Here is a 25,844-nt window from a genome sequence, read left to right on the forward strand (position 1 = left end):
CTAGTCCCTCGACCTGGTGAGCGTGTTGCAGTCCGGTGAAGTTCAGCCCTTCAGGGGCACCAGACGCGGAGCAATCATGTTTTCCGGGCGCAGGATGTCGGCGAGCATGGCGTCGTCGAGCAGGCCTTCTTCGCGCACCAGTTCCAGTACGCCACGGCCACTTTCCAGGGCGATGCGGGCGATCCGGGTGGCGTTTTCATAGCCGATGTAGGGGTTCAGCGCGGTGACCAGGCCGATGGAGTGTTCCACCAGTTCGCGGCAGCGGGCTTCGTTGGCGGTGATGCCGACGATGCAGTGCTCGCGCAGCATGTCCATGGCGCGTTGCAGCAGGCGGATCGAGTCGAAGATCTTGAAGGCGATCAGCGGTTCCATCACGTTCAGTTGCAGTTGGCCGCCTTCGGCCGCGATGGTCAGGGCCAGGTCGTTGCCGATGATCTGGAACGCCACCTGGTTGACCGCTTCCGGGATCACCGGGTTGACCTTGCCGGGCATGATCGAGCTGCCGGGCTGACGCGCTGGCAGGTTGATTTCGTTGATGCCGGTGCGTGGGCCGCTGGACAGCAGGCGCAGGTCGTTGCAGATCTTCGACAGCTTGACCGCGGTGCGCTTGAGCATGCCGGAGAACAGCACGAAGGCGCCCATGTCGGAGGTGGCTTCGATCAGGTCGGCGGCCGGTACCAGCGGTTGGCCGCTGATCAGGGCCAGACGGTCGACCGCCAGTTGCTGGTAGCGCGGGTCGGCGTTGATGCCGGTGCCGATGGCGGTGCCGCCCAGGTTGACTTCGGTCAGCAGTTCCGGGGCCAGGGTCTTCAGGCGGGCCAGGTCTTCGCTCAGGGTGGTGGCGAAGGCGCGGAATTCCTGGCCGAGGGTCATTGGCACGGCGTCTTGCAGCTGGGTACGGCCCATTTTCAGGACGTGGCTGAACTCCTGGCCCTTGGCGGCGAAGGCCTGGATCAGGCTGTCGAGGCTGGCGAGCAGGGCGTCGTGGCCCAGCAGCAGACCCAGGCGGATGGCCGTCGGGTAGGCGTCGTTGGTCGACTGCGCCATGTTCACGTCGTTGTTCGGGTGCAGGTACTGGTATTCGCCCTTGCTGTGGCCCATGGCCTCCAGCGCGATGTTGGCGATGACTTCGTTGGCATTCATATTGGTCGAAGTGCCAGCGCCGCCTTGAATCATGTCGACCACGAACTGCTCGTGGAAGTCGCCGCGCACCAGACGGGCACAGGCTTCGCTGATGGCCGCGTGTTTGGCTTCGGTCAGGTGACCGAGCTCGCGGTTGGCGTCAGCGGCAGCTTGTTTGACCATGGCCAGGGCCACGACCAGCTTCGGGTAGTGCGAGATCGGGACGCCGGAGAGACGGAAGTTGTTCACCGCTCGCAGGGTCTGGATGCCGTAATACGCGTCGGCGGGTACTTCGAGTACGCCAAGCAGGTCTTTTTCTGTGCGGAAAGATGCAGCGGAGGACATGATAGAAATCATCTCGATAAGAACCCGGTCGGTGCCGGAACGTTGGCAATGCTAGGCTTGAGGGAATTTTTGGGCCAATGCTGTTCAGCACTGGCCTATGCACAAACGGCATAATGTGGATGTGACGCGTTGTGTATGACGAGCGTGTGAACCAAAATGGTGCGCATGGTGGGAGGCGCCGATGAATCTCGAAAGCAAATGGTTGGAAGATTTCAGTGCCCTGGCGGCGACCCGCAGCTTTTCCCAGGCGGCCGAGCGGCGCTTTGTCACGCAGCCGGCGTTCAGCCGACGGATCCGCAGCCTGGAGTCGGCGCTGGGGCTGACCTTGGTCAATCGCTCGCGCACGCCGATCGAGCTGACGGCGGCGGGGCAGTTGTTCCTGGTGACGGCGCGTACGGTGGTCGAGCAACTGGGCGAGGTGGTGCGCCATCTGCATCACCTGGAAGGCGGGCAGGGCGAAGTCATGCAGGTGGCGGCGGCGCATTCCCTGGCGCTGGGCTTCTTTCCGCGCTGGATCGCGCAGTTGCGCAATGAAGGGTTGAATATCGCCACGCGGCTGGTGGCGACCAACGTTGGCGACGCGGTGCATGCGTTGCGTGAGGGTGGCTGTGACTTGATGCTGGCGTTCTATGACCCGGATGCGGCGTTGCAGATGGACGCGGAGATCTTTCCGTCGCTGCACCTGGGGCAGACCGAGATGTTGCCGGTCTGTGCGACGGGGCCGGATGGCCAGCCGCTGTTCGACCTGGAGGGCGAGGTGAGCGTGCCGTTGCTGGCGTATAGCGCCGGGGCGTTCCTCGGACGCTCGGTGAACCTGTTGCTGCGCCAGCGCAATCTGCGTTTCACCACTATCTATGAAACCGCGATGGCTGACAGTTTGAAGAGCATGGCGCTGGAAGGGCTGGGCATTGCCTGGGTGCCGCATCTCAGTGTCCGGGCCGAGTTGGCGCGGGGCGAACTGGTGGTGTGTGGCGGCCCGCAATGGCATGTGCCGCTGGAAATCCGCCTGTATCGCTGTGCGCTGGTGCGCAAGGCCAATGTGCGTTTGTTGTGGCGCAAGCTCGAAGGCGCGGCGGCACAGACGCCGAGTCCGAATTGACCTGAAAGTCAGGTAAACCGGCCTTCAGCGGCTAAAATCCAGCAAACGACAGATGGTCGGTAAAGGTGCGTTTAACGCACTTTTTTCGGTATACTGCGCGGCCTTCGGCCGGCTTGCCCGGCCCCGATTCGTATGACAAGCCACGCCGGTCTCCCGCGTGGCTTGTTGTTTTTTGACGCGCCCGCGGGCGCCCAAGAGAAGAGGCACGACGATGAGTGCACTGGTTGGCGTGATCATGGGCTCCAAGTCCGATTGGTCCACCCTTAGCCACACCGCCGATATGCTGGAAAAGCTCGGCATCCCCTACGAGGTGAAAGTGGTCTCCGCCCACCGCACCCCGGACCTGCTCTTCCAGTACGCCGAAGAGGCCGAGTCCCGCGGGATCGAGGTGATCATCGCCGGTGCCGGCGGCGCGGCGCACCTGCCCGGCATGTGCGCGGCCAAGACCCACCTGCCGGTGCTGGGCGTGCCGGTGCAGTCGGCGATGCTCTCGGGCGTCGACTCGCTGCTGTCGATCGTGCAGATGCCGGCCGGTATTCCGGTCGCCACCCTGGCCATCGGCAAGGCCGGCGCGATCAATGCCGCGCTGCTCTCGGCGAGTATCCTGGGCGCCAAGCACCCGCATTTCCACACCGTGCTGAAGAAATTCCGTGCAGAACAGACAGACAGCGTGCTGGACAATCCAGACCCACGCGTCGCCTGAGGTTGATGACGATGAAGATCGGTGTAATCGGTGGCGGCCAGTTGGGCCGCATGTTGGCGCTGGCGGGTACGCCGCTGGGGATGAACTTCGCTTTCCTGGACCCGGCGCCGGATGCCTGTGCCGCCGCCCTCGGCGAGCATCTGCGCGCCGATTACGGCGATCAGGATCACCTGCGCCAGTTGGCCGACGAAGTGGACGTGGTGACCTTCGAGTTCGAAAGCGTCCCGGCGGAAACCGTGGCCTTCCTGTCGCAGTTCGTGCCGGTCTATCCGAGCGCCGAAGCCCTGCGCATCGCCCGTGATCGCTGGTTCGAAAAGAGCATGTTCAAGGACCTGGGGATTCCCACCCCGGCCTTCGCCGATATCCAGTCCCAGGCGGACCTGGATGCCGCCGTCGCCAGCATCGGTCTGCCGGCCGTGCTGAAAACCCGCACCCTGGGCTATGACGGCAAGGGCCAGAAAGTCCTGCGCAGCGCGGCCGATGTGGTCGGCACCTTCGCCGAACTGGGCAGCGTCGCCTGCCTGCTGGAAGGCTTTGTGCCCTTCACCGGGGAAGTCTCGCTGATCGCCGTGCGCGGCCGTGATGGCGAAACCTGCTTCTACCCGCTGGTGCACAACACCCACGACAACGGCATCCTGCGCCTGTCCGTGGCCAGCACCGACCATCCGCTGCAAGCCCTGGCCGAAGAGTATGCCGGCCGGGTGCTCAAGCAGCTGAATTATGTCGGTGTGCTGGCGTTCGAGTTCTTTGAAGTCGACGGTGGCCTCAAGGCCAACGAAATCGCGCCACGGGTGCACAACTCCGGGCACTGGACCACCGAAGGCGCCGAGTGCAGCCAGTTCGAAAACCACCTGCGGGCGATTGCCGGGCTGCCGCTGGGTTCGACCGCCAAGGTCGGCGAAAGCGCGATGCTCAACTTTATCGGCGCCGTGCCGCCGGTGGAGCAGGTGATTGCCATCGCCGATTGCCATCTGCATCACTATGGCAAGGCGTTCAAGGCCGGCCGCAAGGTCGGTCACGCGACGCTGCGTTGCGCGGACAAGGCGACGTTGCAGGAGCAGATCCTGCGGGTCGAGGCGTTGATCGCCGAGTAAAGATAGTCAGTGCCGGCGGGAACCTACGGTTGCCGCCGGCCTCTGATGGCAGGATGTCAAAGTGCTGACTAGGCTTTGACTGTGCACACTCACCGAGGGAAATGCCATGCACATTATCTGGACAATTTTTATCGGCCTCATCGTTGGCCTGGTAGCGCGTTTCCTTAAGCCGGGCGACGACAGCATGGGTTGGATCATGACCATCCTGCTGGGTATCGGTGGTTCGCTGGCGGCGACCTATGGTGGTCAGGCGCTGGGGATCTATCACGCGGGTCAGAGTGCCGGCTTTATCGGTGCGGTTGTGGGCGCGATTGTCTTGCTGGTGATCTACAACCTGATCAGAAGAAACTGATCCAGGCGATCAAACCCTCTCTGCCGCCATGGCGGAGAGGGCTAGAATGTGCGACATCCTCTCTGTTTTCGAGTCTCCCCATGCGCCGTCTTCTTTTGACCCTTGTTTTCCTGGGCAGTGGCCTGGCCCATGCCGGTGAACTTCCGGAAACCGACTGGCTGGAACTGATGCCCAAGTCGGACCAGAAAGCCCTTGAGCAAATGCCGGAAATCACCCACAACACGCCCGAGGGCGACGGTACTTTTACCGCCAAGGGTGGGTTGAAGCAGAGCAAGGGTTTGCCGGCGGTGATGTATTCGACCAAGACCGTGGCGGCGATGGACGGCAAGGACATCCGCATCGGTGGGTATCCGGTGCCGCTGGAGACCGACGCCAAGGGCCGCAGCACGCTGTTTTTCCTGGTGCCGTACCCGGGCGCCTGCATCCACGTGCCGCCACCGCCGCCCAATCAACTGGTGCTGGTGCGGTATCCCAAGGGTTTGAAGCTGGATGATATCTATACGCCGCTGTGGGTGACCGGCACGCTGAAGATCGAGAAGGTCAGCAATGACCTGGCCGACGCGGCGTATGCGCTGGATGCGGGGAAGGTGCGGGTGGTGAAGGAGTCGGATCTGTAAGGCGCGAGGTCTTCGGCGCTTGTCAGATCGCCTTCGTGGGCAAGCTCCGCTCCCACATTAAGTCCTGAGTCGTGCAAAAAATTTGCGTACGACTCCGCCCTTGTGGGAGCGGAGCTTGCCCGCGAAGGCCGCGACGCGGTATCAAGCCAAGCGCTGACTACCGATAGTCACACCCAACGTATGGCTGGCACCCGGCGCCAGCGTCACCACATCATCCATCACGTTCGCCGTCTCGATGCAGAGCATCTTCTGCCAACCATCATCGGCCATATCGGTAAGCTGACTGGCCCGGCCGATCCACGGATTCCAGATCACCGCCGTGCGCGAGCCGCTGCTGGTCAGCTGAATACGCCGCTGCCAGTCCGAGTCGACAATACTCAACTGTGCTGGCGCATCCTGGTAGATACGGTCGGTCTCGCCGCTAAAGTGCAAGCTGCCCATCTGCGTCGTCGACTGCCAGTCCTTCAGCGTGTCGATATAGCTCAGGCCATCAACCCCTTCAACCTGCACATTACGTACATCGCTGACGGCGAAATAGGTGTGCAGCGCCTGGCTGATACTGACGGGATGATCGTCCTGATTTTCGCTGGTCAGCTCGACCTGCAAGGTCTCGCCCAGGCGAATACGCAGGGTCAGACCAACCTTGTGCGGCCAACCCGGCAGGCCGCCTTCGGGCAGCGGCAGGCTGAACGTCACGTTCACCGCCTCGCCTTCCGCTTCGATGCCCTCCAGCGTCCAGTTCATCGTCCGCACAAAACCGTGGGCCGTGGCGGCCTCGCTGCTCTGGCGCATGGCCTGCACGCTGTCCGGATTACGCGAAAAATTGCCGAACCACGGCCAGCACACCGGCACCCCAGCGCGAATGCCCTGGCCTTGCTTGAACACGGCCTCGTTGTTGAGCCAGATCAGCGGCGGTTGCCCGGCCAACTGGTAACTGAGGATCTGCGCGCCTTGTTGCGCCACCAGCAATTCGGCCTGGCCGTGGCTGATCCGCCAGCCGTTCAGCTCATCCAGTTTTACTGCTTCAACATGGGGCGTGGTCATGGTGTTCTCGCAAGACAGGGAGTTGTAACGGGCCGCAGGCGGGCGGCCGGATTAACGCCGTGGCACGGAGCGGGTGCGCCCGCTGCCGTCGATGGCCACGAACACAAACGCCGCTTCGGTGACCTTGCGCCATTCGCTGGTCAGCGGATCGTCGCTCCACACCTCGACCATCATCCGCATTGAGCTGCGGCCGATTTCTTCGGTATGGGTATAAAAGGACAATTGCGCGCCGACGGCGACCGGGACCAGGAACGCCATGCGGTCGATGGACACCGTGGCCACCCGGCCGCCGGCCACTTTACTGGCCATGGCGGTGCCGGCCAGGTCCATCTGGCTGACCAGCCAGCCGCCATAAATGTCGCCGAAACCGTTGGCTTCACGCGGGAGCGCGGTGATTTGCAGGGCGAGATCGCCTTGCGGGATTGGATCTTCTTGTTCGAGTTCGATCATGCCGGGGTGCCTCTGACCCGTAACGCTACGTTGGTACTGCAGGTGAATAGCCGTCTTCAAGAAAAACGATTCAGCCCGAACATACTACGTTCGTTACGTTTCTCGTAAGCCGCACTAAGGGAAACTCTGCGAAAGCGGCTGGTTCGGCCCAACGGCGTTTTCGCACAATACCCCTCTAGCCTGCGGGTTTTACCCGGCGCAGGGCACGAGTATATCGGTCGGTAGACCGCGAGACGACCTCCCGGTTCTCATTTTTGCCGACGAATGCGCCGATCCATGTGCTTTTACGAACAATTTGCTATCGTGCCAGACCTGCTCCCAGCCTGAGTCGAGCCTTGCGTGGCTCATAGACGTGCCCAATAAGAGAAGCCCATGACCACCGCGTCCACCCCGATTGCGCAACCCGCGCGCCCGCTGACCCGTAACGACTACAAGACTTTATCGCTGTCTGCCCTGGGCGGTGCGCTGGAGTTCTACGACTTTATCATTTTCGTGTTTTTTGCCGCAGTGGTCGGCAAGTTGTTTTTCCCGGCGGACATGCCCGAGTGGCTGCGCCTGATGCAGACCTTCGGGATTTTCGCCGCCGGCTACCTGGCCCGGCCACTGGGCGGCATCGTGATGGCGCACTTCGGCGACCTGCTGGGGCGCAAGAAGATGTTCACCCTGAGTATTTTCCTGATGGCGGTGCCGACCCTGATCATGGGCCTGCTGCCGACCTATGGGCAGATCGGCATCTGGGCGCCGATCCTGCTGTTGCTGATGCGGGTGATCCAGGGTGCGGCCATCGGTGGTGAAGTACCGGGGGCCTGGGTGTTCGTCGCCGAACACGTGCCGGAGCGCAAGATCGGCTTTGCCTGCGGCACCCTGACTTCGGGCCTGACCGCTGGCATCCTGCTCGGTTCGTTGGTGGCGACCCTGATCAACAGCCTTTATACCCCGCTGGAAGTGGCGGATTACGCCTGGCGGATCCCGTTCCTGCTGGGCGGTGTGTTCGGCCTGTTCTCGGTCTACCTGCGCCGCTGGTTGCACGAGACCCCGGTATTTGCCGAGCTGCAGAAACGCAAGGCGCTGTCCGACGGCATCCCGCTGGGCGCGGTGCTGCGTGATCATCGCGGCGCGATCCTGATCTCGATGCTGTTGACCTGGGTGCTGTCCGCTGGCGTGGTGGTGGTGATCCTGATGACCCCGACCGTGCTGCAAACGGCCTTTCACTTTTCCCCGACCATTTCGCTGGAAGCCAACAGCCTGGCGACGATCTGCCTGACCCTGGGTTGCATCCTTTCCGGTGCGCTGGCCGACCGTTTTGGTGCCGGGCGGGTCTTCGTATTCGGCAGCCTGGGGTTGATGGTGACGTTCTGGACCTTCTATAGCACCGTGCCGACTCATCCCGAGTGGCTGTTCCCGCTGTATGCCCTGAGCGGTCTGTTCGTCGGCACCATCGGTGCGACGCCTTACGTGATGGTCAAGGCGTTCCCGGCGGTGGTGCGCTTCAGTGGCCTGTCGTTCTCCTACAACCTGGCCTACGCGATCTTCGGCGGCCTGACCCCGATGATCGTCACCCTGCTGCTCAAGGAAAGCCCGATGGGCCCTGCTTATTATGTAGCGATCATTTGCGGCATCGGTGTGCTGGTGGGCGGGTATCTGTGGTCGAAGGGGCGTTAAGCTGCGACGGTGGAAATGGGAGTCCCTCTATATAAAGGAAGAGGGTTTCAAATTGTTTCAGTCTTGACATGATTCAGTGCCGCGCGACGGCGGCGTAGTCCAGTAAAGGCGGGCGTTTGCCCGCTTTTGCGTTCAAAAAACCAGCGTTTTGCGCATGATGGCCATTCATCTAACTGTCATATACCAGTCATAGAGTGTTCATCCGGCCTACTGATACTTGGCCCCGATCTGATAAACCCTCTCTGCTAGGAGCAAGGCATGAAACTGAAGCGTTTGATGGCGGCAATGACTTTTGTCGCTGCTGGCGTTGCAACTGCCCACGCGGTCGCCGCTGGTGTGGACCCGGCCATTCCGTCTTATACAAAAGCCACGGGCGTATCGGGTAACCTGTCCAGTGTTGGTTCCGACACCTTGGCCAACCTCATGACCCTGTGGGCCGAGGGCTACAAGAAAGAATACCCGAACGTGAACATTCAGATTCAGGCCGCCGGTTCCGCTACCGCGCCGCCCGCCCTGACTGAAGGCACTTCGAACCTGGGCCCGATGAGCCGCAAGATGAAGGACACCGAACTGGCGGCCTTCGAGCAGAAGTACGGCTACAAGCCGACCGCTATCCCGGTCGCCGTGGATGCCCTGGCCGTGTTCGTGCACAAGGACAACCCGATCAAGCACCTGACCATGGAACAAGTCGACGCGATCTTCTCCTCGACTCGTCTGTGCGGCGCCAAAGCCGAAGTCAAGACCTGGGCTGACCTGGGTGTGACCGGTGACCTGGCCAACAAGCCAGTGCAACTGTTCGGCCGTAACTCGGTATCCGGCACCTACGGCTACTTCAAGGAAGAAGCCCTGTGCAAAGGCGACTACAAGCCTAACGTGAACGAACAACCGGGTTCGGCTTCCGTTGTGCAGTCCATCAGCTCCTCGCTGAACGGTATCGGCTACTCGGGTATCGGCTACAAGACCGCCAGCGTGAAAACCGTTGCCCTGTCGAAGAAAGGCAGCACCGAGTTCATCGAAGACAGCGAAGAAAACGCCCTGAACGGCAAATACCCGCTGTCGCGTTTCCTCTACGTCTACGTCAACAAGGCACCGGGCAAGCCTCTGGCACCGCTGGAAGCCGAGTTCGTGAAACTGGTTCTGTCCAAGCAGGGTCAGGAAGTGGTTGTGAAAGACGGCTACATCCCACTGCCCGCCAAAGTTGCCGCCAAGGCACTGGCTGACCTGGGCCTGAGCGAAGGCAAGCAGTAAGCCTTCGGCCGGGACGCCAGTCCCGGCAGCAACACCAAGGCGCGGTCTGATCCCAATCGACCGCGCCCTTCATTCCGAAACCGCTGCCAGCCTTGCTGGGCGGCGGCTTCAGTGCGTCACCGCATTGTCATCTTTCTGTCATACAGGACCGCTAGGGTGTGCGCATGAACGATCTGGCCAATTCCACCATGACTACGACTTCACCCCCCAAGCGCATTGATTTCAATACGCCTGAGCTGCAACGCAAGCGCCGAATCCGCGCGCTGAAGGATCGCCTGACCCGTTGGTATGTGTTCATTGGCGGCCTCGCCGTCCTCGGGGCGATCACCCTGATCTTCTTCTTTCTCGGTTATGTGGTCCTGCCCCTGTTCCAGGGCGCCTCGCTGACCGCCGAGAAAAGCATTACCCCCGCCTGGATCCAGGACGCCGGCAAACCCCTGATGATCTCCCTGGAAGAGCAGAACCAGGTCGGCATGCGGGTTTCCGACAAAGGCCAGGTGCTGTTCTTCAATGTCCAGGACGCCAGCGAACTGTCGCGGGTCGACCTGCCGATTCCGGCCGGCACCACGGTCACCTCTATCAGTAAGGACCAGCCGGGTATCCCGCTGGTGATTGTCGGCTTGTCCAATGGCCAGGCGCTGGTGTTCCGTCATACCTATAAAGTGACCTACCCGGACGGCAAGAAAACCATTTCACCCGCGGTCGAGTACCCCTATGGCGAGGCACCGATCATTCTTGATGACCAGGGCCGTGCCCTTGAGCATGTGAACCTGAACGCCGCCGACACCACGTTGGTCGTGGCCGGCTCCACCGGTGCGCAACTGCACGTGCTGGCGCTGACCAAAGAAGAAAACATGATGACCGGCGAGGTCACCAGCGAGCAGAAGAGCATCGAGCTGCCGCAGATGACCGAGCCGGTGAAGGCGATCTATATCGATCCGCGCCAGCAGTGGCTGTATGTGATCAACGGGCGCGCCCAGGCCGATGTGTTCAGCCTGCGCGACAAGAGCCTGAACGGTCGTTACAAACTGCTGGAAAGCGCCAATGCCGAAGTGACCGCCAGTACCCAACTGGTGGGCGGTATCTCGCTGATCATTGGTGACTCCACCGGCGGCCTGGCCCAGTGGTTCATGGCCCGCGATCCGGATGGTGAACTGCGCCTGAAAAATATCCGCGGTTTCCAGATGGGCACCGCGCCGATCGTCGAAATCACCGCCGAAGAGCGTCGCAAGGGCTTTGTCGCCATGGACGCCTCCGGCAAGCTCGGCATTTTCCACAGCACCGCGCACCGGACCCTGCTGGTCAACCAGGTGGTCGACGGCCAGGGCCTGTTCGGTCTGTCGCCGCGGGCCAACCGGGTGATCGTCGAGCAAGGTGGCAAGATCCAGCCTTTGGTCCTCAATAACCCGCACCCGGAAGTCTCCTGGAGCGCGCTGTGGAGCAAGGTCTGGTACGAGAACTACGACGAACCCAAGTACGTCTGGCAATCGACCGCCGCCAACACCGACTTCGAACCCAAGCTGAGCCTGTCGCCGCTGACCTTCGGTACCCTGAAGGCCGCGTTCTACGCCATGCTCCTGGCCGCACCGCTGGCCGTCGCCGCTGCGATCTACACCGCCTACTTCATGGCCCCGGGCATGCGCCGCAAGGTCAAGCCGGTGATCGAATTGATGGAAGCGATGCCGACGGTGATCCTCGGCTTCTTCGCCGGCCTGTTCCTGGCACCTTATGTAGAAGGGCATCTGCCGGGGATCTTCAGCCTGCTGATGCTCCTGCCGATCGGCATCCTGGTGGCCGGCTTCGCCTGGAGCCGCCTGCCCGATTCGCTGCGCCTGCGGGTGCCGGACGGCTGGGAAAGCGCGATCCTGATTCCGGTGATCCTGTTCGTCGGCTGGCTCTCGCTGTTTATGAGCCCGCACCTGGAGAACTGGTTCTTCGGCGGCGACATGCGCATGTGGATCTCCCACGACCTGGGCATCACCTACGACCAGCGCAACGCCCTGGTGGTCGGCCTGGCCATGGGCTTCGCGGTGATCCCGAACATCTACTCCATCGCCGAAGACGCCGTGTTCAGCGTGCCGCGCGGCCTGACCCTGGGCTCGCTGGCCCTGGGCGCCACGCCGTGGCAGACCATGACGCGGGTGGTGATCCTCACCGCCAGCCCGGGGATCTTCTCGGCGCTGATGATCGGCATGGGCCGCGCCGTCGGCGAGACCATGATCGTGCTGATGGCCACCGGCAACACCCCGGTCATGGAGATGAACCTGTTCGAGGGCCTGCGCACCCTGGCGGCCAACGTCGCGGTGGAGATGCCGGAGTCGGAAGTCGGCGGTAGCCACTACCGCGTGCTGTTCCTCTCGGCGCTGGTGCTGCTGCTGTTCACGTTCATCATGAACACCCTCGCGGAACTGATTCGTCAGCGTCTGCGCAAGAAATACTCGTCGCTTTAAGAAAGGTAGAAGTCTGTGAAACAGAACTCCCTGAACAGCTGGTTCAAGAGCGGCGCCCCCGGCGTCTGGATCAGCGGTGGTGCGGTATCCATCGCGGTCATCATGACCATCGGCCTGCTGGCCGTGATCGCTGTGCGCGGCCTGGGCCACTTCTGGCCGGCCGACCTGGTGCATGCCCAGTACAACGTGCCGGGCCAGGCCAACCAGCTCGTGGTCGGCGAAGTGGTACAGAAGGAAGAGGTGCCGCGCGCGCGCCTGAAAACGGCCGGCTTGCCGGTACCGGACGAAGGCCCCGAGTTCATGACCCGGGAGCTGATCAAGGTCGGTAACCGCGACCTGAACGGCAACGACTTCACCTGGATCGTCGGCGAGTGGTTGCAGGACCAGACCTACCCGGCCGAACTGATGACCATCGAGCGTCGTGAGTGGGGCAATTTCTACGGCACCCTGGTCAACGTCAAGGAGAACGGCAAGGTGATCGCCGAAGGCGAAGCCGCCTGGCCCGAGTTGCAGGCCCGTGTCCAGCGCGTGAACGGGTTGGCGGCGCAGATCAAGACACTCGAGAAGAGCGACATCGGCGCCATCAACGCCGGCCTCGAGCGGATTCGTCTGCACGGCCGCAAGCTGGAACTGGAAGGCCGGCTCGATGCCACCGCGCAAGCCGACATGGCGACCGAACGTGCCGAACTGAATGCCCGTTACCAGGACATCGAAGCGCACCTGAGCGATCTGCACACCCAGTTCAACCGCGACAGCCTGACGGCCCGCGATGCCAACGGCAAGGAACTGGAAATCAGCATCGGCAAAGTGGTCCACGCCTATCAGCCGAACGCCATGGGCAAGCTGACCAAGCTGGGCTTCTACTTCAGCAAGGTCTGGGAGTTCCTCAGCGACGATCCGCGTGAAGCCAACACCGAAGGCGGGATCTTCCCGGCGATCTTCGGCACCGTGATGATGACCCTGATCATGGCGATGATCGTGACCCCGTTCGGCGTGCTGGCGGCGGTCTACCTGCGTGAATACGCCAAGCAGAACGCGCTGACCCGGATCATCCGCATCGCGGTGAACAACCTGGCCGGTGTCCCGGCGATCGTCTACGGCGTGTTCGGCCTGGGCTTCTTCGTCTACGTGCTGGGCGGCTCGCTGGACCGGCTGTTCTTCCCCGAAGCCCTGCCGGCACCGACCTTCGGTACCCCGGGCCTGCTCTGGGCCTCCCTGACCCTGGCGCTGCTGGCGGTGCCGGTGGTGATCGTGGCGACCGAGGAAGGCCTGGCGCGGATTCCCCGCACCGTGCGCGAAGGTTCGCTGGCCCTGGGAGCGACCAAGGCCGAGACCTTGTGGAAGATCGTCCTGCCGATGGCCAGTCCGGCCATGATGACCGGGATGATCCTCGCCGTGGCCCGCGCTGCCGGCGAAGTGGCCCCGCTGATGCTGGTGGGGGTGGTGAAACTGGCGCCGTCGCTGCCGGTGGACGGCAACTACCCGTACCTGCACCTGGACCAGAAGATCATGCATCTGGGCTTCCACATCTACGACGTCGGCTTCCAGAGCCCGAACGTCGAGGCCGCTCGTCCGTTGGTCTACGCTACGGCGTTGTTGCTGGTGCTGGTGATCGCCACCTTGAACCTGTCGGCCGTATGGATTCGCAACCACCTGCGCGAGAAGTACAAGGCGCTGGATAGCTGATTGCCGTCCCTGTAGGAGCGTGGCTTGCCCGCGAAGGGGGCCTCAAGACCGCCAAAAGCTTCGCGGGCAAGCCACGCTCCTACAGAACGGCGTTACCGTTGACCCAGGCGTTGTGTCGACGGCTCATTGAACCGAATTTGTTAGCGCAGGGAGTTACCCCATGCAGCATGAACCCCAAACCCACGGCATCAACATGTCCGCCCTGGGCCGTAGCAAGCAGAGCCTGGACCTGGCGAGCGAAACCGTTGCCATCGAAGTCCCGAAACTGAGCCTGTACTACGGCGAGAAGCAGGCGTTGTACGACGTCAGCATGAATATCCCCAAGCAGCGCGTGACCGCCTTTATCGGCCCGTCCGGTTGCGGCAAGTCGACGCTGCTGCGCACCTTCAACCGCATGAACGACCTGGTGGACGGTTGCCGCGTAGAGGGTGAAATCAACCTCTACGGCAACAACATCTACCGCAAGGGCGAGGACGTCGCCGAGCTGCGCCGCAAGGTCGGCATGGTGTTCCAGAAACCCAACCCATTCCCCAAGACCATCTACGAAAACGTGGTCTACGGCTTGCGTATCCAAGGCATCAACAAGAAGCGTATTCTCGATGAGGCCGTGGAATGGGCCCTCAAGGGCGCGGCGCTGTGGGAAGAGGTCAAGGATCGTCTGCACGACTCGGCCCTGGGCCTGTCCGGCGGTCAGCAACAGCGTCTGGTGATTGCCCGGACCATCGCGGTCGAACCGGAAGTGTTGCTGCTCGACGAACCGTGCTCGGCACTCGATCCGATCTCGACCCTCAAGGTCGAAGAGCTGATCTACGAGTTGAAATCTAAATTCACTATTGTGATCGTCACCCACAACATGCAGCAGGCCGCTCGGGTTTCCGACTACACCGCGTTCATGTACATGGGCAAGCTGGTGGAGTTCGGTGACACCGACACCCTGTTCACCAACCCGGCGAAGAAACAGACAGAAGACTACATCACCGGTCGTTATGGCTAGGTGAGGAAGCTGCAAGTCGTCAGCGACAAGCGGCAAGCACGGGCAGCCTGAGCATATTCATAATTCGGCTTGAAGCTTACAGCTTGAAGCTTGCAGCTTTCGCGGAGCGACACATGATTGATAAAGACGGTCTTACCCATCACATTTCCGCGCAGTTCAACGCGGAACTGGAAGAAGTACGCAGCCACCTCCTGGCCATGGGCGGTCTGGTCGAGAAACAGGTCAACGACGCGGTCACCGCGTTGATCGAAGCCGATTCGGGCCTGGCCCAGCAAGTGCGCGAAATCGACGACCAGATCAACCAGATGGAACGCAATATCGACGAGGAATGCCTGCGCATTCTCGCCCGTCGCCAGCCGGCGGCCTCTGACCTGCGCCTGATCATCAGCATCTCCAAGTCGGTAATCGACCTGGAGCGCATCGGTGACGAAGCGACCAAGATCGCCCGTCGCGCCATCCAGCTGTGCGAGGAGGGCGAGGCGCCGCGTGGTTATGTCGAAGTGCGTCATATCGGCGACCAGGTGCGCAACATGGTCCGTGACTCGCTGGACGCCTTTGCCCGCTTCGACGCCGAGCTGGCGTTGTCGGTGGCGCAATACGACAAGATCATCGATCGCGAGTACAAGACCGCCCTGCGCGAGCTTGCGACCTACATGATGGAAGATCCGCGCTCGATCAGCCGGGTACTGAGCATCATCTGGGTACTGCGGTCCCTGGAGCGCATCGGCGATCATGCACGGAACATCTCCGAACTGGTGATCTACCTGGTGCGTGGCACCGATGTCCGGCACATGGGCCTCAAGCGCATGCGCCAGGAAGTTGAGGGCACCTTGTCCGAAACTGCTAATGTTCCCGGCGAAGCTGACGATAAGTAAGATTGCCTGAGAAAAACGCCCGGCCTAAGGTCGGGCGTTTTTGTTTGTGGCGTACGAATTTTTACGAGCACCCGCGAACGAAAAGTCCCGGTGTGACCAATCGCTGTTGGCAAATAGCCATTAGTCAGTATGCTAGCCGGGATTTTCAGAGGAATGGTCAATGAGTAAAGTCAGTGTTTTGGTGGTGGATGACGCGTCGTTCATCCGCGATCTGGTGAAGAAATGCCTGCGCAACTACTTCCCGGGCATCCGGATCGAAGACGCTGTCAACGGGCGCAAGGCCCAGGCGGTACTGGCTCGCGAAGCGTTCGACCTGGTGTTGTGCGACTGGGAAATGCCGGAAATGTCCGGTCTGGAGTTGCTGACCTGGTGCCGCCAGCAGGACAACCTCAAGACGATGCCGTTTGTCATGGTGACCAGCCGTGGCGACAAGGAAAACGTGGTTCAGGCGATCCAGGCCGGTGTTTCCGGTTATGTGAGCAAGCCGTTTACCAATGAACAGCTGCTGACCAAGGTCAAGCAGGCGTTGCACAAGGTCGGCAAGCTCGACGCCTTGATGAACAGCGCGCCGACCAAGGCCAACTCGGCTTTTGCCAATGACTCCCTGAGTGCCCTGACCGGCGGTCGTGCCGAAGTGGTCAGCCCGGCGGCGGCGCAAGCCCCTGCGGCGGCCCCGTCCAAAGGCCTGCTCAACAGCCCGCCGGTGCGTCCGGCCACTGCGGCATCGCCAGCGGGCGCCGCCGCAGCCTCGGGCGGTCGTGGCCAGGGCCAGTTGCGTCTGTCCAGTGGCACCCAGCAGTGCGTGATCAAGGCACTGAGCATCAAGGAAGCCTTGTTGGTGGTACGGCGTACCGAGATCCTCCCGCAGGTGCTGGAAAACGCCGTGCTGGACCTGGAGCAGGGCGATAACGCCGAGATCGCCCGTTTGAACGGCTATCTGCATGCCATCGTCGCCCATGAGCCGAAGCCGGACAGCGAATGGCTGCAACTGACCTTCCGTTTTGTCGACCAGGACGCCCAGAAGCTGGACTACATCTCCCGCCTGATCGCCCGTGGTACCGCCCTGAAGCACTTCGTTCCCGGCGCGTAAGCCCCGCGGACCGGCTTCTTCTCGCGAGCAAAGGTTCGTCCCCACATCGTTCAGACGCTGTCTGTGGTGGCGGGCCTGCTCCGGGTCTCTCCTTCGGCACAATCCCCGCCTTCCATCCCCGTACCGGCTTTCGCGCGCATGCACCACTCGTCGCAACTGTCATTTCTGACAGGTTACGTCTTCAGGCACTTTCCCTAGATTCGATGCAGTCAACTGCCTTTTGCAGTTGCCTTGCGAAACAGGAGATAGGTGATGACCAAGTTTCTCAGCTTGAAGGAAAGAGACCGAGTCGCCGATAAATTGCGCGTGAAGCTGGAGCCGTTGCGGGCCGCTACGATCGATCAAGCCGTGGATGGAAAGATCTCATTTGCGGATCTGGAGAAGGGACTGACCATTCGTATTCCCTTTGTCGAGGGGATGAGTGTGGGGGGGCGCTACCACGTGTTCCTTACGTCGTGGGATGGTGATGGCGTCTTTGGTGTCGGTGGAATGATCCCGTTGGAAAACCAGGACACAATAGTGCCCGTGCCGCCTGATCGGGCGCTGGCCTTTCGAGGACAGCAGGTCGCGTTGTATTACTTCTATTTGGAATACCCGCCTGAAGAGTGGAAATCGCCGACCGTAGTGCTGTCAGTGGAGGGGCTGATATACAAACCGGTGGTGGAAGAAGCGGTTGATGGTGTCATCCCGTTGTCAGCGCTTTCGCAAGGGGTAAACCTACGAATCAGAGCTTCGTCGTCAATGACCCAGGGCGCCCTGGTTTCTATCTATTGGTGGGGTTCCAACGCGGATGCCTGTTTCGTCAAACACCTCGTTATCGGGACGGAGCCGGCTGAGGACCTTGTCGTGGCCGTCGAACCTGGCTATCTGACGCCGATCAAGTACGGAAACGTCAAGGTTATCTACACCGTGCTATCAGCAGAGGGGACTCGGACATCTCCCCTTCTTGAGCTTGGAGTCGCGGGTGATTTGGCTGTGCCCGAGGCGGTCTATGGAGTTGGACAAGACATCCGCACCGGGGTTGACCTTGAGCTTATCCAGGAGGACGGTGGAATTCCGATGCGGCTCAAGACCCAAGGGATGGTTGCGGGCGATGTGGCGATACTGATTTTTGTCGGTGGCCTCCTCGGCAGCGAATTTGTGTTTCGCCATACGGTGAAGGCATCGGACATCACCGCTGGTCATATAGCGTATGGAGTACCGGCTTCGTTTCTATCATTAGGGTGGGCTGTCAAGGTCTGGAGTTTGGTTGACCGCCTGGTGGGCGGAGCTATCGGTTCTCCCGAGCTTCTCCTGAGTCTGCATTTGGATACGGATTAAAACGAGCGCCCGATAAAGTGCCGTGGTGCAGGTTCTACGATAGGGCGGCGAGGCGGGTGGCGCCCGGCAGTGCGCCCTCCGTCCTTGCCGCCTTCGGAAGCCTTTCGTCCGAATCCTTCCGTTCAGGTTGTTTTATATCTGTTTCGATATAAGCTGTTTAAGAGTCATGTGGGTGGTCGCCTTTGCGCCAAGCTTTGAAACAACCTCGCACCACGGATATCCCGTTCATTGATTAGGCTTTTTCTGCCGTCGACGGGAAAAGCCTATATCTAGGCACAAGGAGATAGGAGCAACGCTATGACCAACGCCATCAAGACTGAACGTTTCGCCTCTGTCTGGGATGCCCTTGAGGACACTCCTCGGGAGGCCGCCAACATGCGCCTGCGCTCCAAGCTGATGATGGAGCTGATCAGCCGGGTCAACGCCTGGGAGCTGTCGCAAAAGGACGCAGCCAAGCGCCTGGGGATCACCCAGCCGAGGTTGAATGACCTGCTGAACGGCAAGATCGACAAGTTCTCCCTGGATGCGCTGGTGAACCTGTCCGAGCCGGCTCAATTGAACGTCGACCTGTGTTTTGGCCCCAGGGCCATCCAGCTGGCGTGATTCACACAAATGCCCTGGCCACCTGCTAGTCTGGTCGCCATGTTTTATTCGGCGACTCTCGCTTATGCTCCTGCGCCTGCTGCTTTCCTGTGGTCTGTTGATGGCCGCCACCTCGGCTGCGGCCATGACCATCTACAAGTACACCGATGCCAATGGGGTGGTCTCCTACAGTGACCGCCCGGCGCCGGGTGCCCAGGTATTCGTGTTTCGTGATCGGATGGTCGAGCACCTGGAGCGTCAGGTACGTCTGGATATCCGCAAGCAGAAGGGCGGTGATGAGGTCTACGTGCGCAACGACCTCTATGCCCCGGTGGAGATCGAGCTGGGTTTCGGTGCCCTGAAGAACGTCAGCGGTGCGCCGCAGTCGATCCGCAAGGTCCTGCCGGCCCGCAGCAACCAGCGCCTGGCGCTGCTCACGGCGATTCAGGCCGGCGAGCCGATGCGCTACGTCCCCAGGTTCCAATACTTCCTGGGCGACCCTTCCGGGCAGGCCCAGGGCTACCGTTACCCCTTTCCCTGGCGCGGCGGGCCGTTTCGCCTGACCCAGGGGCCGAATGGGCAGTACAGCCACTTCGGCGCCAAGAGCCGTTACGCGATGGACATCGCCATGCCGGTAGGCACGCCGATCATCGCGGCGCGGGGCGGGGTGGTGATCAAGACCGAGAACGACCAGAGCGGCGGCGGCAAGAACCCTTCGGGCAACTTCGTGCGGGTGCTGCACGACGACGGCACCATGGGCGTGTACCTGCACCTCAAGCAAGGCTCGGTGAGCGTGCGCGAAGGCCAGCGGGTGGAAGTGGGCAGCCCGCTGGCGCTGTCGGGCAACACCGGCAACAGCACCGGGCCGCACCTGCACTTCGTGGTGCAGCGCAATACCGGGATGGGGCTGGTGTCGATTCCCTATCAGTTCAGCCAGCCGCTGGAGGCGTTGCCGAATTTTGCCTTGAGAGGGAAATAACCCCCATCAGTCGAGCTTGAGGACCTTGGCCAGGATGATCTTCGGTCCTTTCATCTTCTTGATGATGATGCGCAGGCCTTCGACTTCCAGCACTTCTTCCTCTTCCGGCACCCGCTTCAGGGAGTCATAGACCAGCCCGGCGAGGGTTTCCGCCTCGATATGGTCCAGGTCGATGCCCAGCAGGCGTTCGACCTTGAACAACGGCGTATCGCCACGCACCAGCAACTTGCCCGGCTGATAGGCGAGGATGCCGCGCTCGGTCTTGCGGTGTTCGTCCTGGATATCGCCCACCAGCACTTCGAGCACGTCTTCCATGGTCAGGTAGCCGATCACCTTGCCGTCGGCTTCTTCCACCAGGGCGAAGTGCGAGCCGCCCTGGCGGAACTGCTCCAGCAGGCGCGACAGCGGCATATGCCGCGATACCCGCTCCAGCGGCCGGGTCAGCTCGGCAAGGTTGAACGACTCGGGAATATGGTCCAGGGCCGCCAGTTCCAGCAGCAGGTCCTTGATGTGCAGCAGGCCGACGAACACGTTGCGCTCGGCGTCGTACACCGGATAACGGCTGAACTTGTGGCGACGGAACAGCGCGAGGATTTCCTTGAGCGGCGCATTGCAGTCCAGGGTCACCAGGTCTTCACGGGAGTTGGCCCAGTCGACCACCTCCAGTTCACCCATTTCCACCGCCGACGCCAGCACGCGCATGCCCTGGTCGCTGGGGTCCTGGCCACGGCTGGAGTGCAGGATCAGCTTGAGTTCTTCACGGCTGTAATGGTGTTCGTGATGGGGGCCGGGCTCGCCTTGGCCAGCGATCCGCAGGATGGCGTTGGCGCTGGCGTTGAGCAGGTAGATGGCCGGGTACATCGCCCAGTAGAACAGGTACAGCGGCACCGCCGTCCACAGCGACAGCAGCTCGGGTTTGCGAATCGCCCAGGATTTGGGCGCCAGCTCACCGACTACGATGTGCAGGTAGGAAATGATGAAAAAGGCGGTAAAGAACGACACGCCCTTGATCACCTCGGCGGAGTCCACCCCGACGGCGCTGAGCAGCGGTTGCATCAAGTGGGCGAAGGCCGGCTCGCCGACCCAGCCCAGGCCCAGGGAAGCCAGGGTGATACCCAGTTGGCAGGCGGACAGATAGGCGTCCAGCTGACTGTGCACGGTGCGCAGGATCTGCCCGCGCCAGCCGTTCTTGTGGGCAATGGCCTCGACCCGGGTCGAGCGCAGCTTGACCATGGCGAATTCCGCCGCAACGAAGAAACCGTTGAGCAATACCAGGATCAGAGCGAAAAGAATCATGCCGAAGTCGGCGAAGAGCGAAGCGAGGGTCAAGCTACTAGGGGAAGGGTCCATGATGGGGTTTTACGGGTTCCGTATTTCAATTTGAAGTAGGTGGGCTGAGGCCTGAAAGGCAGGCACAAGTCAACCAATGTAGCGGCAGATGCGCCCGTTGCCTAGTGGCCAGGCCCGGCCGGTGTCCCGGCAAGGCCTCAGGCGGGCAGGTTGTGGGTGCTGTTGCGCGTCACCTGGACCGGGGCGAAATGGCAGGTGAAGGTGCTGCCATGGCCCAATACGCTGCTGATTTCCAGGCGGGCGCGGTGACGCAGCAACACGTGTTTGACGATCGCCAGGCCCAGGCCGGTGCCGCCGGTGTTGGAGTTGCGGCTGGAGTCGACCCGGTAGAAGCGTTCGGTCAGGCGTGGCAGGTGTTTGTTGTCGATACCGATGCCCGAGTCCTGCACGCTCAGGTGCGCGCCGTGTTCGTCGCCCCACCAGCGAATGCGGATATTGCCTTCGGCCGGGGTGTATTTGACGGCGTTGAACACCAGGTTGGAGAACGCGCTGCGCAGTTCCGCCTCGCTGCCCTTGAGGCGGATGGCGCCGTCGGCTTCCAGGGTGATGGTCTGGTTGCGTTGCCCGGACAGGGCCTGGGCATCGTTCTTGATCGACTGCAACAGCGTGTCGATGCGCACCGGCTGGTTGTCCGACGGGTAGTCGGTGGCTTCCAGCTTGGCCAGCAACAGCAGGTCGTTGAGCAGGGTCTGCATGCGGCTGCCTTGCTGCTGCATCTGCTGCAGGGCGCGAACCCAGCGTGGGTTCACCTCCTGGACATTGTCGAGCAGGGTTTCCAGGTAGCCGGAGATCACCGTCAGTGGCGTGCGCAGCTCATGGGAGACGTTGGCGACGAAGTCCTTGCGCATCTGTTCCAGCTGATGGATGCGGGTCACGTCGCGCACCAGCATCAGGTGCTCGTTGTTGCCGTAGCGGGTGATATAGAGCTGGATACGCAGGCGGTCATTGGTCGGCGAGGGAATTTCCAGCGGCTCGGCGTAGCTTTCCTGTTCGAAGTATTCCTTGAAGCGCGGATGCCGCACCAGGTTGGTGACCGGCTGGCCGCTGTCCTGGGGCGTCTTGAGGCCCAGCAGGGTTTCCGCCGCGCGGTTCCACCATTCCAGGTTGCCGTCGCTGTCGAGCATGATCACCGCGTCCTTGAGGGCGGCGGTGGATTCCTGGACCCGGTCGATCACTGCTTGCAGGCGCCCGCGCACGCGCTGGTCGCGACGTTGCAGGTGATAGATGCTGTCGAATACGTCGCCCCACAGGCCATAGCCGTCCGGCGGTGATTCTTCGGGTTTGTGATGGCGCAGCCATTGATGCAGGCGCAGCAGTTGCTTGAGGGTCCAGCCCAGGTAAAGCCCCAGGCCCACGGCCAGGCTCCAGCCGTAATACCCGCTGGCCAGGCCTGCCACCAGGCAGCCGGTGACCAGCAACAACAAATGGCGGATCAGGGTGCCATGCCAGTTTTGATTCACTTCAACATGCGTCCTTGGAGGCGAAGCCGTTCGAGCGACAAGCTTCAACGCTGCCAGTTTGAAGCGGCTCGGTTACCGATGTATTGCGGGTTGTTTGCAGCGGTTCTCAACCCTTGGTCGAGAAACGATAGCCGGTGCCGCGCACGGTTTGTACCAGATTTTCGTAGGCATCGCCCAAGGCTTTGCGCAGACGGCGGATATGCACGTCGACGGTGCGCTCCTCGACATAGACATTGCCGCCCCAGACCTGGTCCAGCAACTGGCCACGGGTGTAGGCGCGTTCCTGGTGGGTCATGAAGAACTGCAACAGGCGGTATTCGGTAGGCCCCATTTCCGCGGGTTTGCCGTCGATGGTCACCCGGTGGCTGATGGGGTCGAGCAGCAGGCCGCCGACTTCGATGGGGGCTTCGCCGTCGGTCGGGCCGGCCCGGCGCAGCACTGCCTTGAGGCGCGCCACCAGCTCCCGTGGGGAGAATGGCTTGGTGATGTAGTCATCGGCGCCGACTTCAAGACCCTGGATCTTGTTGTCCTCTTCGCCCTTGGCGGTGAGCATGATGATCGGGATGTCACCGGTCAGCTCGTCGCGCTTGAGGCGCCGGGCCAGCTCGATGCCCGAGGTGCCGGGCAGCATCCAGTCGAGCAGGATCAGGTCGGGTTTGCGGTCGACGATGATCGCGTGGGCCTGCTGGGAGTTTTCCGCTTCCAGGCAGTCATAGCCGGCCATTTCCAACGCAACGGCGATCATCTCGCGGATGGGCGCTTCGTCGTCGACGATCAGAATGCTCCTGCCAACCATATCCCTTCACCCTCTTGTCATTTAACTGTCTTGCGCCGCATTAGATAACGAAATTATTGCAGACATGTGACAGCTTTTTTCCGCACGCCGCAATGGTCATATTCATGGGCTACGCTGGGGGTTCGAATCCTACAACCACAAAAGGAAGGTTCTTATGACTTACTCTTCGTTTTCGTTGAAAGCCCTGATGGTAACGGCGGCGTTAACGCTGCCGACCCTGGTTTTCGCGGCTGAGCCGGCCATGATGAAAAACGGCATGATGGTCGATAGCAAGGGGATGACGTTGTACACCTTTGATAAGGATGCCAACGGCAAATCCATGTGCAATGGCGATTGCGCCAAGAACTGGCCGCCGATGATGGCTCCTGCGGATGCCAAGGCTGAGGCTGGCTGGACAATGATCAAGCGCGATGACGGCACGATGCAGTGGGCGCATAACGGCAAACCGATGTACACCTACAAGATGGACGCCAAGCCTGGAGACGCCATGGGTGATGGCAAAGGCGGTATGTGGCACATGGCCAAGCACTGATTCACCGCAATACCTTGTAGGAGCAGGGCTTGCCCGCGAAGAGGCCCTTGAGACCGCTAAAAGCTTCGCTGGCAAGCCAGGCTCCTACAGGTTCCGTTGTGTCCTCTGGAACGGGTGCCTGGCTGGCGAGCGGGGTTGCTCAGCGCGCCGCGTAATCCAGCACCACACCCAGGAAAATCGCCAACCCCGCCCAGTGGTTGTGCAGGAACATCTTGAAGCAGAGCTGCGGGTCCTTGCCTCGGGTGACCCAGAATTCCCAGACAAAACACAGCGCCGCAGCCAAAAGCCCGATATGGAACCAACCCCCCAGCTCGAACCGCGCCCCGGCCAGCAGCAGACAGCCGAGCATCAGGCCCTGCAAGGTCAGGATGATCACCCGATCGGCCTCGCCGAACAGAATGGCAGTGGATTTCACGCCGATCTTCAGGTCGTCCTCACGGTCGGTCATGGCGTAATAAGTGTCGAATGCCACCGTCCACAGCACATTGGCGATATACAGCAACCAGGCCGTGGCGGGCAGGCTGCCGGTCTCGGCGGTGAAGGCCATCAGGATGCCCCAGGAATACGCCGCCCCCAGCACCACTTGCGGGTAATAGGTGTAGCGTTTCATGAACGGGTAGCAGGCCGCTACCGCCAGGGCACCGAAGGACAACCACACCGTGGTCGCATTGGTGCACAGCACCAGCAGGAAACTGATTCCCATCAGCAGGGCGAACACCGCCAGGGCTTCCTTGCCGCTGATCCGCCCTGCCGCGATGGGCCGCTGCTCGGTGCGTTTGACGTGGCCGTCGACCTTGCGGTCGGCGAAGTCATTGATGGCGCAGCCGCCGGCGCGGGTCAGGATCACGCCGAGGGTGAAGATCAGCAGGTTGCCCAGCGACGGTACACCCTTGGCCGCGATCCACAGGGCGCTGAGGGTCGGCCACAGCAGCAGGTAAATGCCGATGGGCTTGTCCATGCGGGTCAGCTGGAGAAAGTCCCAGGCCCGTGGGTGCAGGCGGTTCATGGATTTGAGCAGGTTCAGGTACATCAGCAGTTCTCCCCACAGGTACTGACGGCGTGCCACAGGCTCGGCAGGAAAATCTCCGCCACCAGCAGGCTCAGCGGCCCGCGATTGAAACGTGAGCGGCGGCCCCAGAGATGATCGGCGCGATGCTCCGGCGGCAGCCAGGGCGCCGGGTAATAGCAGACTTCGATGGCCTGGCGCTCGAACGCCTGGTCGCAGAACAGCAGTTCACCCAGTGAACGGCTACCCAGCTCGTCCATATTCAGGCCACCTTCGCGCAAGGCACTCTGCGCCGCGACGCTGCGGGCGAACACCCAGGGCTGGCCGTGACCGCGCAAATACACCTCGCGCACCCAACCCAGGCTTTCACCCGGCAACTCCAGCGCGGCGCACTCGTCGTCGCGCAGCGGTTGCCAGCCTTCGAACAGTGGCGTGACACTGAAAGCGTTATCGGAAAGTGCTGTAAGACGACGAGTAAGAGACCCTTCGTCAAATAACCAGTCGAGGGTTGGTGCGTCTGGCGGGGTGGTCAGCCGGCTCTGGGTGAGCCAGGCGGGAGACGCTGGAACGGGGGCTTTGTGCGGCACGATGGGCAGTTGATTGGCAGCCAGTGAGGCGCCGAGCTTATCACAGGCGGTTCGGCCGTTTAGAGCACCCGGCTGATCAAGGCTGTCGATCGTGCTTGCATCGGCGGCCTTCGATCAGTACAAAACGCCCTGAGCCGGACGGCAACGCTGTGCCTATCGACTGTCCGTGCCGTTAAAAGCCTGGGAACCGAGGAAGTAACGAGATGAAGAAGTGGCAATGTGTGGTTTGCGGGCTGATCTATAACGAAGCCGACGGTTGGCCGGATGATGGCATCCTCCCCGGGACCCGCTGGGAAGATGTCCCCGCTGACTGGCTGTGTCCGGACTGCGGCGTCGGCAAGACGGATTTCGAAATGATCGAAATCGCCTGATCGATCAATTTTTAAACAGATGTCTATGGA

The 25,844-nt window shown here is 61.6% G+C and carries 25 protein-coding genes; 17 read left to right on the top strand and 8 right to left on the bottom strand.

Translation table 11 applies throughout. From position 1 onward, the window contains the following. Positions 1-42: 42 nt before the first annotated feature. Complete coding sequence (gene aspA / locus M5C71_RS30390) at positions 43-1,467, bottom strand: aspartate ammonia-lyase (protein ID WP_103499214.1); 1,425 nt, start codon at positions 1,465-1,467, stop codon at positions 43-45. Positions 1,468-1,648: 181 nt separating this feature from the next. On the opposite strand from aspA, the gene M5C71_RS30395 reads away from it, so the two are divergent. The 5 genes from M5C71_RS30395 (at position 1,649) to M5C71_RS30415 (ending at position 5,332) form a co-directional block, all read left to right on the top strand. After that, positions 1,649-2,566 (top strand): LysR substrate-binding domain-containing protein, encoded by a 918-nt coding sequence (locus M5C71_RS30395; protein ID WP_248769466.1) that lies wholly within the window; start codon positions 1,649-1,651, stop codon positions 2,564-2,566. A 211-nt stretch (positions 2,567-2,777) separates the two neighbouring features. Beyond that, positions 2,778-3,269 (top strand): 5-(carboxyamino)imidazole ribonucleotide mutase, encoded by a 492-nt coding sequence (gene purE, locus M5C71_RS30400; RefSeq protein ID WP_040071792.1) that lies wholly within the window; start codon positions 2,778-2,780, stop codon positions 3,267-3,269. An 11-nt stretch (positions 3,270-3,280) separates the two neighbouring features. After that, positions 3,281-4,363, top strand: coding sequence for a 5-(carboxyamino)imidazole ribonucleotide synthase (locus tag M5C71_RS30405; protein WP_103499414.1), 1,083 nt, complete (start codon positions 3,281-3,283; stop codon positions 4,361-4,363). Positions 4,364-4,469: 106 nt separating this feature from the next. Beyond that, on the top strand, positions 4,470-4,715 hold the full coding sequence (locus tag M5C71_RS30410; protein WP_103499413.1) for a GlsB/YeaQ/YmgE family stress response membrane protein: 246 nt from the start codon (positions 4,470-4,472) through the stop codon (positions 4,713-4,715). Positions 4,716-4,795: 80 nt separating this feature from the next. Continuing rightward, positions 4,796-5,332, top strand: coding sequence for a DUF3299 domain-containing protein (locus tag M5C71_RS30415; RefSeq protein ID WP_248746922.1), 537 nt, complete (start codon positions 4,796-4,798; stop codon positions 5,330-5,332). A 141-nt stretch (positions 5,333-5,473) separates the two neighbouring features. Here the strand turns inward: M5C71_RS30415 and M5C71_RS30420 are convergent, their stop codons facing one another. Beyond that, positions 5,474-6,376 (bottom strand): D-hexose-6-phosphate mutarotase, encoded by a 903-nt coding sequence (locus M5C71_RS30420; protein WP_152736629.1) that lies wholly within the window; start codon positions 6,374-6,376, stop codon positions 5,474-5,476. Positions 6,377-6,427: 51 nt separating this feature from the next. Beyond that, positions 6,428-6,826 (bottom strand): acyl-CoA thioesterase, encoded by a 399-nt coding sequence (locus M5C71_RS30425; RefSeq protein ID WP_040071787.1) that lies wholly within the window; start codon positions 6,824-6,826, stop codon positions 6,428-6,430. A 372-nt stretch (positions 6,827-7,198) separates the two neighbouring features. Between M5C71_RS30425 and M5C71_RS30430 the strand changes: the two genes are divergently transcribed. The 10 genes from M5C71_RS30430 to M5C71_RS30475 all read left to right on the top strand — a co-directional run bounded on the left by M5C71_RS30430 (position 7,199) and on the right by M5C71_RS30475 (position 19,712). Beyond that, the gene (locus M5C71_RS30430) at positions 7,199-8,488 is read left to right on the top strand and encodes an MFS transporter (RefSeq protein WP_103499410.1); all 1,290 of its coding nucleotides are present in this window, start codon (positions 7,199-7,201) and stop codon (positions 8,486-8,488) included. A 258-nt stretch (positions 8,489-8,746) separates the two neighbouring features. After that, entirely contained in the window at positions 8,747-9,736 is a 990-nt protein-coding gene (locus M5C71_RS30435) for a phosphate ABC transporter substrate-binding protein PstS (protein WP_103499409.1), read from the top strand. Between the two features lie 416 nt (positions 9,737-10,152). Continuing rightward, a complete protein-coding gene (locus M5C71_RS30440) occupies positions 10,153-12,186 on the top strand; it encodes an ABC transporter permease subunit (protein WP_178129710.1) in 2,034 nt (677 codons plus the stop codon). A 15-nt stretch (positions 12,187-12,201) separates the two neighbouring features. Continuing rightward, positions 12,202-13,872: a phosphate ABC transporter permease PstA gene (gene pstA / locus M5C71_RS30445; protein WP_103499407.1), complete on the top strand. Its 1,671-nt coding sequence runs from the start codon at positions 12,202-12,204 to the stop codon at positions 13,870-13,872. A gap of 160 nt (positions 13,873-14,032) precedes the next feature. Continuing rightward, entirely contained in the window at positions 14,033-14,866 is an 834-nt protein-coding gene (pstB, locus tag M5C71_RS30450) for a phosphate ABC transporter ATP-binding protein PstB (protein WP_103499406.1), read from the top strand. 113 nt (positions 14,867-14,979) lie between these two features. After that, on the top strand, positions 14,980-15,741 hold the full coding sequence (gene phoU, locus M5C71_RS30455) for a phosphate signaling complex protein PhoU (protein WP_100939820.1): 762 nt from the start codon (positions 14,980-14,982) through the stop codon (positions 15,739-15,741). 160 nt (positions 15,742-15,901) lie between these two features. Then, a complete protein-coding gene (locus M5C71_RS30460) occupies positions 15,902-16,831 on the top strand; it encodes a response regulator (RefSeq protein ID WP_248769467.1) in 930 nt (309 codons plus the stop codon). Positions 16,832-17,083: 252 nt separating this feature from the next. Next, entirely contained in the window at positions 17,084-18,151 is a 1,068-nt protein-coding gene (locus M5C71_RS30465) for a hypothetical protein (RefSeq protein ID WP_248746919.1), read from the top strand. 297 nt (positions 18,152-18,448) lie between these two features. Further along, positions 18,449-18,754, top strand: coding sequence for an XRE family transcriptional regulator (locus tag M5C71_RS30470; protein ID WP_248769468.1), 306 nt, complete (start codon positions 18,449-18,451; stop codon positions 18,752-18,754). A 64-nt stretch (positions 18,755-18,818) separates the two neighbouring features. Next, positions 18,819-19,712, top strand: a complete 894-nt coding sequence (locus tag M5C71_RS30475) for a M23 family metallopeptidase (RefSeq protein WP_248769469.1) — start codon at positions 18,819-18,821, stop codon at positions 19,710-19,712. Between the two features lie 6 nt (positions 19,713-19,718). Here the strand turns inward: M5C71_RS30475 and M5C71_RS30480 are convergent, their stop codons facing one another. The 3 genes from M5C71_RS30480 to phoB form a co-directional block, all read right to left on the bottom strand. After that, complete coding sequence (locus tag M5C71_RS30480; protein WP_248746917.1) at positions 19,719-21,062, bottom strand: hemolysin family protein; 1,344 nt, start codon at positions 21,060-21,062, stop codon at positions 19,719-19,721. A gap of 137 nt (positions 21,063-21,199) precedes the next feature. After that, the gene (phoR, locus tag M5C71_RS30485) at positions 21,200-22,522 is read right to left on the bottom strand and encodes a phosphate regulon sensor histidine kinase PhoR (protein ID WP_177104144.1); all 1,323 of its coding nucleotides are present in this window, start codon (positions 22,520-22,522) and stop codon (positions 21,200-21,202) included. A gap of 106 nt (positions 22,523-22,628) precedes the next feature. Then, entirely contained in the window at positions 22,629-23,318 is a 690-nt protein-coding gene (gene phoB / locus M5C71_RS30490) for a phosphate regulon transcriptional regulator PhoB (RefSeq protein ID WP_003176964.1), read from the bottom strand. A gap of 154 nt (positions 23,319-23,472) precedes the next feature. On the opposite strand from phoB, the gene M5C71_RS30495 reads away from it, so the two are divergent. Beyond that, on the top strand, positions 23,473-23,850 hold the full coding sequence (locus M5C71_RS30495) for a hypothetical protein (RefSeq protein WP_103499399.1): 378 nt from the start codon (positions 23,473-23,475) through the stop codon (positions 23,848-23,850). Positions 23,851-23,989: 139 nt separating this feature from the next. Here the strand turns inward: M5C71_RS30495 and ubiA are convergent, their stop codons facing one another. Both ubiA and M5C71_RS30505 read right to left on the bottom strand, forming a co-directional pair. Then, positions 23,990-24,880 (bottom strand): 4-hydroxybenzoate octaprenyltransferase, encoded by an 891-nt coding sequence (gene ubiA / locus M5C71_RS30500; RefSeq protein WP_248769470.1) that lies wholly within the window; start codon positions 24,878-24,880, stop codon positions 23,990-23,992. Continuing rightward, positions 24,880-25,443, bottom strand: a complete 564-nt coding sequence (locus M5C71_RS30505) for a chorismate lyase (protein WP_248769471.1) — start codon at positions 25,441-25,443, stop codon at positions 24,880-24,882. Before M5C71_RS30505 ends, ubiA begins: the two co-directional genes overlap by 1 nt. 203 nt (positions 25,444-25,646) lie before the next feature. Between M5C71_RS30505 and M5C71_RS30510 the strand changes: the two genes are divergently transcribed. Further along, positions 25,647-25,814, top strand: a complete 168-nt coding sequence (locus M5C71_RS30510) for a rubredoxin (protein WP_103499396.1) — start codon at positions 25,647-25,649, stop codon at positions 25,812-25,814. Positions 25,815-25,844 lie beyond the last annotated feature (30 nt).

Source organism: Pseudomonas sp. MWU12-2345, from assembly GCF_023242385.1.
In the GTDB taxonomy this organism is placed as follows: Bacteria; Pseudomonadota; Gammaproteobacteria; order Pseudomonadales; family Pseudomonadaceae; genus Aquipseudomonas; species Aquipseudomonas gingeri_D.

Bases quoted from the DNA above. Each gene is read 5' to 3' on its own strand.
- aspA (WP_103499214.1), bottom strand. From the start codon at position 1,467: ATGTCCTCCGCTGCATCTTTCCGCACAGAAAAAGACCTGCTTGGCGTA.
- M5C71_RS30395 (WP_248769466.1), top strand. From the start codon at position 1,649: ATGAATCTCGAAAGCAAATGGTTGGAAGATTTCAGTGCCCTGGCGGCG.
- purE (WP_040071792.1), top strand. From the start codon at position 2,778: ATGAGTGCACTGGTTGGCGTGATCATGGGCTCCAAGTCCGATTGGTCC.
- M5C71_RS30405 (WP_103499414.1), top strand. From the start codon at position 3,281: ATGAAGATCGGTGTAATCGGTGGCGGCCAGTTGGGCCGCATGTTGGCG.
- M5C71_RS30410 (WP_103499413.1), top strand. From the start codon at position 4,470: ATGCACATTATCTGGACAATTTTTATCGGCCTCATCGTTGGCCTGGTA.
- M5C71_RS30415 (WP_248746922.1), top strand. From the start codon at position 4,796: ATGCGCCGTCTTCTTTTGACCCTTGTTTTCCTGGGCAGTGGCCTGGCC.
- M5C71_RS30420 (WP_152736629.1), bottom strand. From the start codon at position 6,376: ATGACCACGCCCCATGTTGAAGCAGTAAAACTGGATGAGCTGAACGGC.
- M5C71_RS30425 (WP_040071787.1), bottom strand. From the start codon at position 6,826: ATGATCGAACTCGAACAAGAAGATCCAATCCCGCAAGGCGATCTCGCC.
- M5C71_RS30430 (WP_103499410.1), top strand. From the start codon at position 7,199: ATGACCACCGCGTCCACCCCGATTGCGCAACCCGCGCGCCCGCTGACC.
- M5C71_RS30435 (WP_103499409.1), top strand. From the start codon at position 8,747: ATGAAACTGAAGCGTTTGATGGCGGCAATGACTTTTGTCGCTGCTGGC.
- pstB (WP_103499406.1), top strand. From the start codon at position 14,033: ATGCAGCATGAACCCCAAACCCACGGCATCAACATGTCCGCCCTGGGC.
- phoU (WP_100939820.1), top strand. From the start codon at position 14,980: ATGATTGATAAAGACGGTCTTACCCATCACATTTCCGCGCAGTTCAAC.
- M5C71_RS30460 (WP_248769467.1), top strand. From the start codon at position 15,902: ATGAGTAAAGTCAGTGTTTTGGTGGTGGATGACGCGTCGTTCATCCGC.
- M5C71_RS30465 (WP_248746919.1), top strand. From the start codon at position 17,084: ATGACCAAGTTTCTCAGCTTGAAGGAAAGAGACCGAGTCGCCGATAAA.
- M5C71_RS30470 (WP_248769468.1), top strand. From the start codon at position 18,449: ATGACCAACGCCATCAAGACTGAACGTTTCGCCTCTGTCTGGGATGCC.
- M5C71_RS30475 (WP_248769469.1), top strand. From the start codon at position 18,819: ATGCTCCTGCGCCTGCTGCTTTCCTGTGGTCTGTTGATGGCCGCCACC.
- M5C71_RS30480 (WP_248746917.1), bottom strand. From the start codon at position 21,062: ATGGACCCTTCCCCTAGTAGCTTGACCCTCGCTTCGCTCTTCGCCGAC.
- phoB (WP_003176964.1), bottom strand. From the start codon at position 23,318: ATGGTTGGCAGGAGCATTCTGATCGTCGACGACGAAGCGCCCATCCGC.
- M5C71_RS30495 (WP_103499399.1), top strand. From the start codon at position 23,473: ATGACTTACTCTTCGTTTTCGTTGAAAGCCCTGATGGTAACGGCGGCG.
- ubiA (WP_248769470.1), bottom strand. From the start codon at position 24,880: ATGTACCTGAACCTGCTCAAATCCATGAACCGCCTGCACCCACGGGCC.
- M5C71_RS30510 (WP_103499396.1), top strand. From the start codon at position 25,647: ATGAAGAAGTGGCAATGTGTGGTTTGCGGGCTGATCTATAACGAAGCC.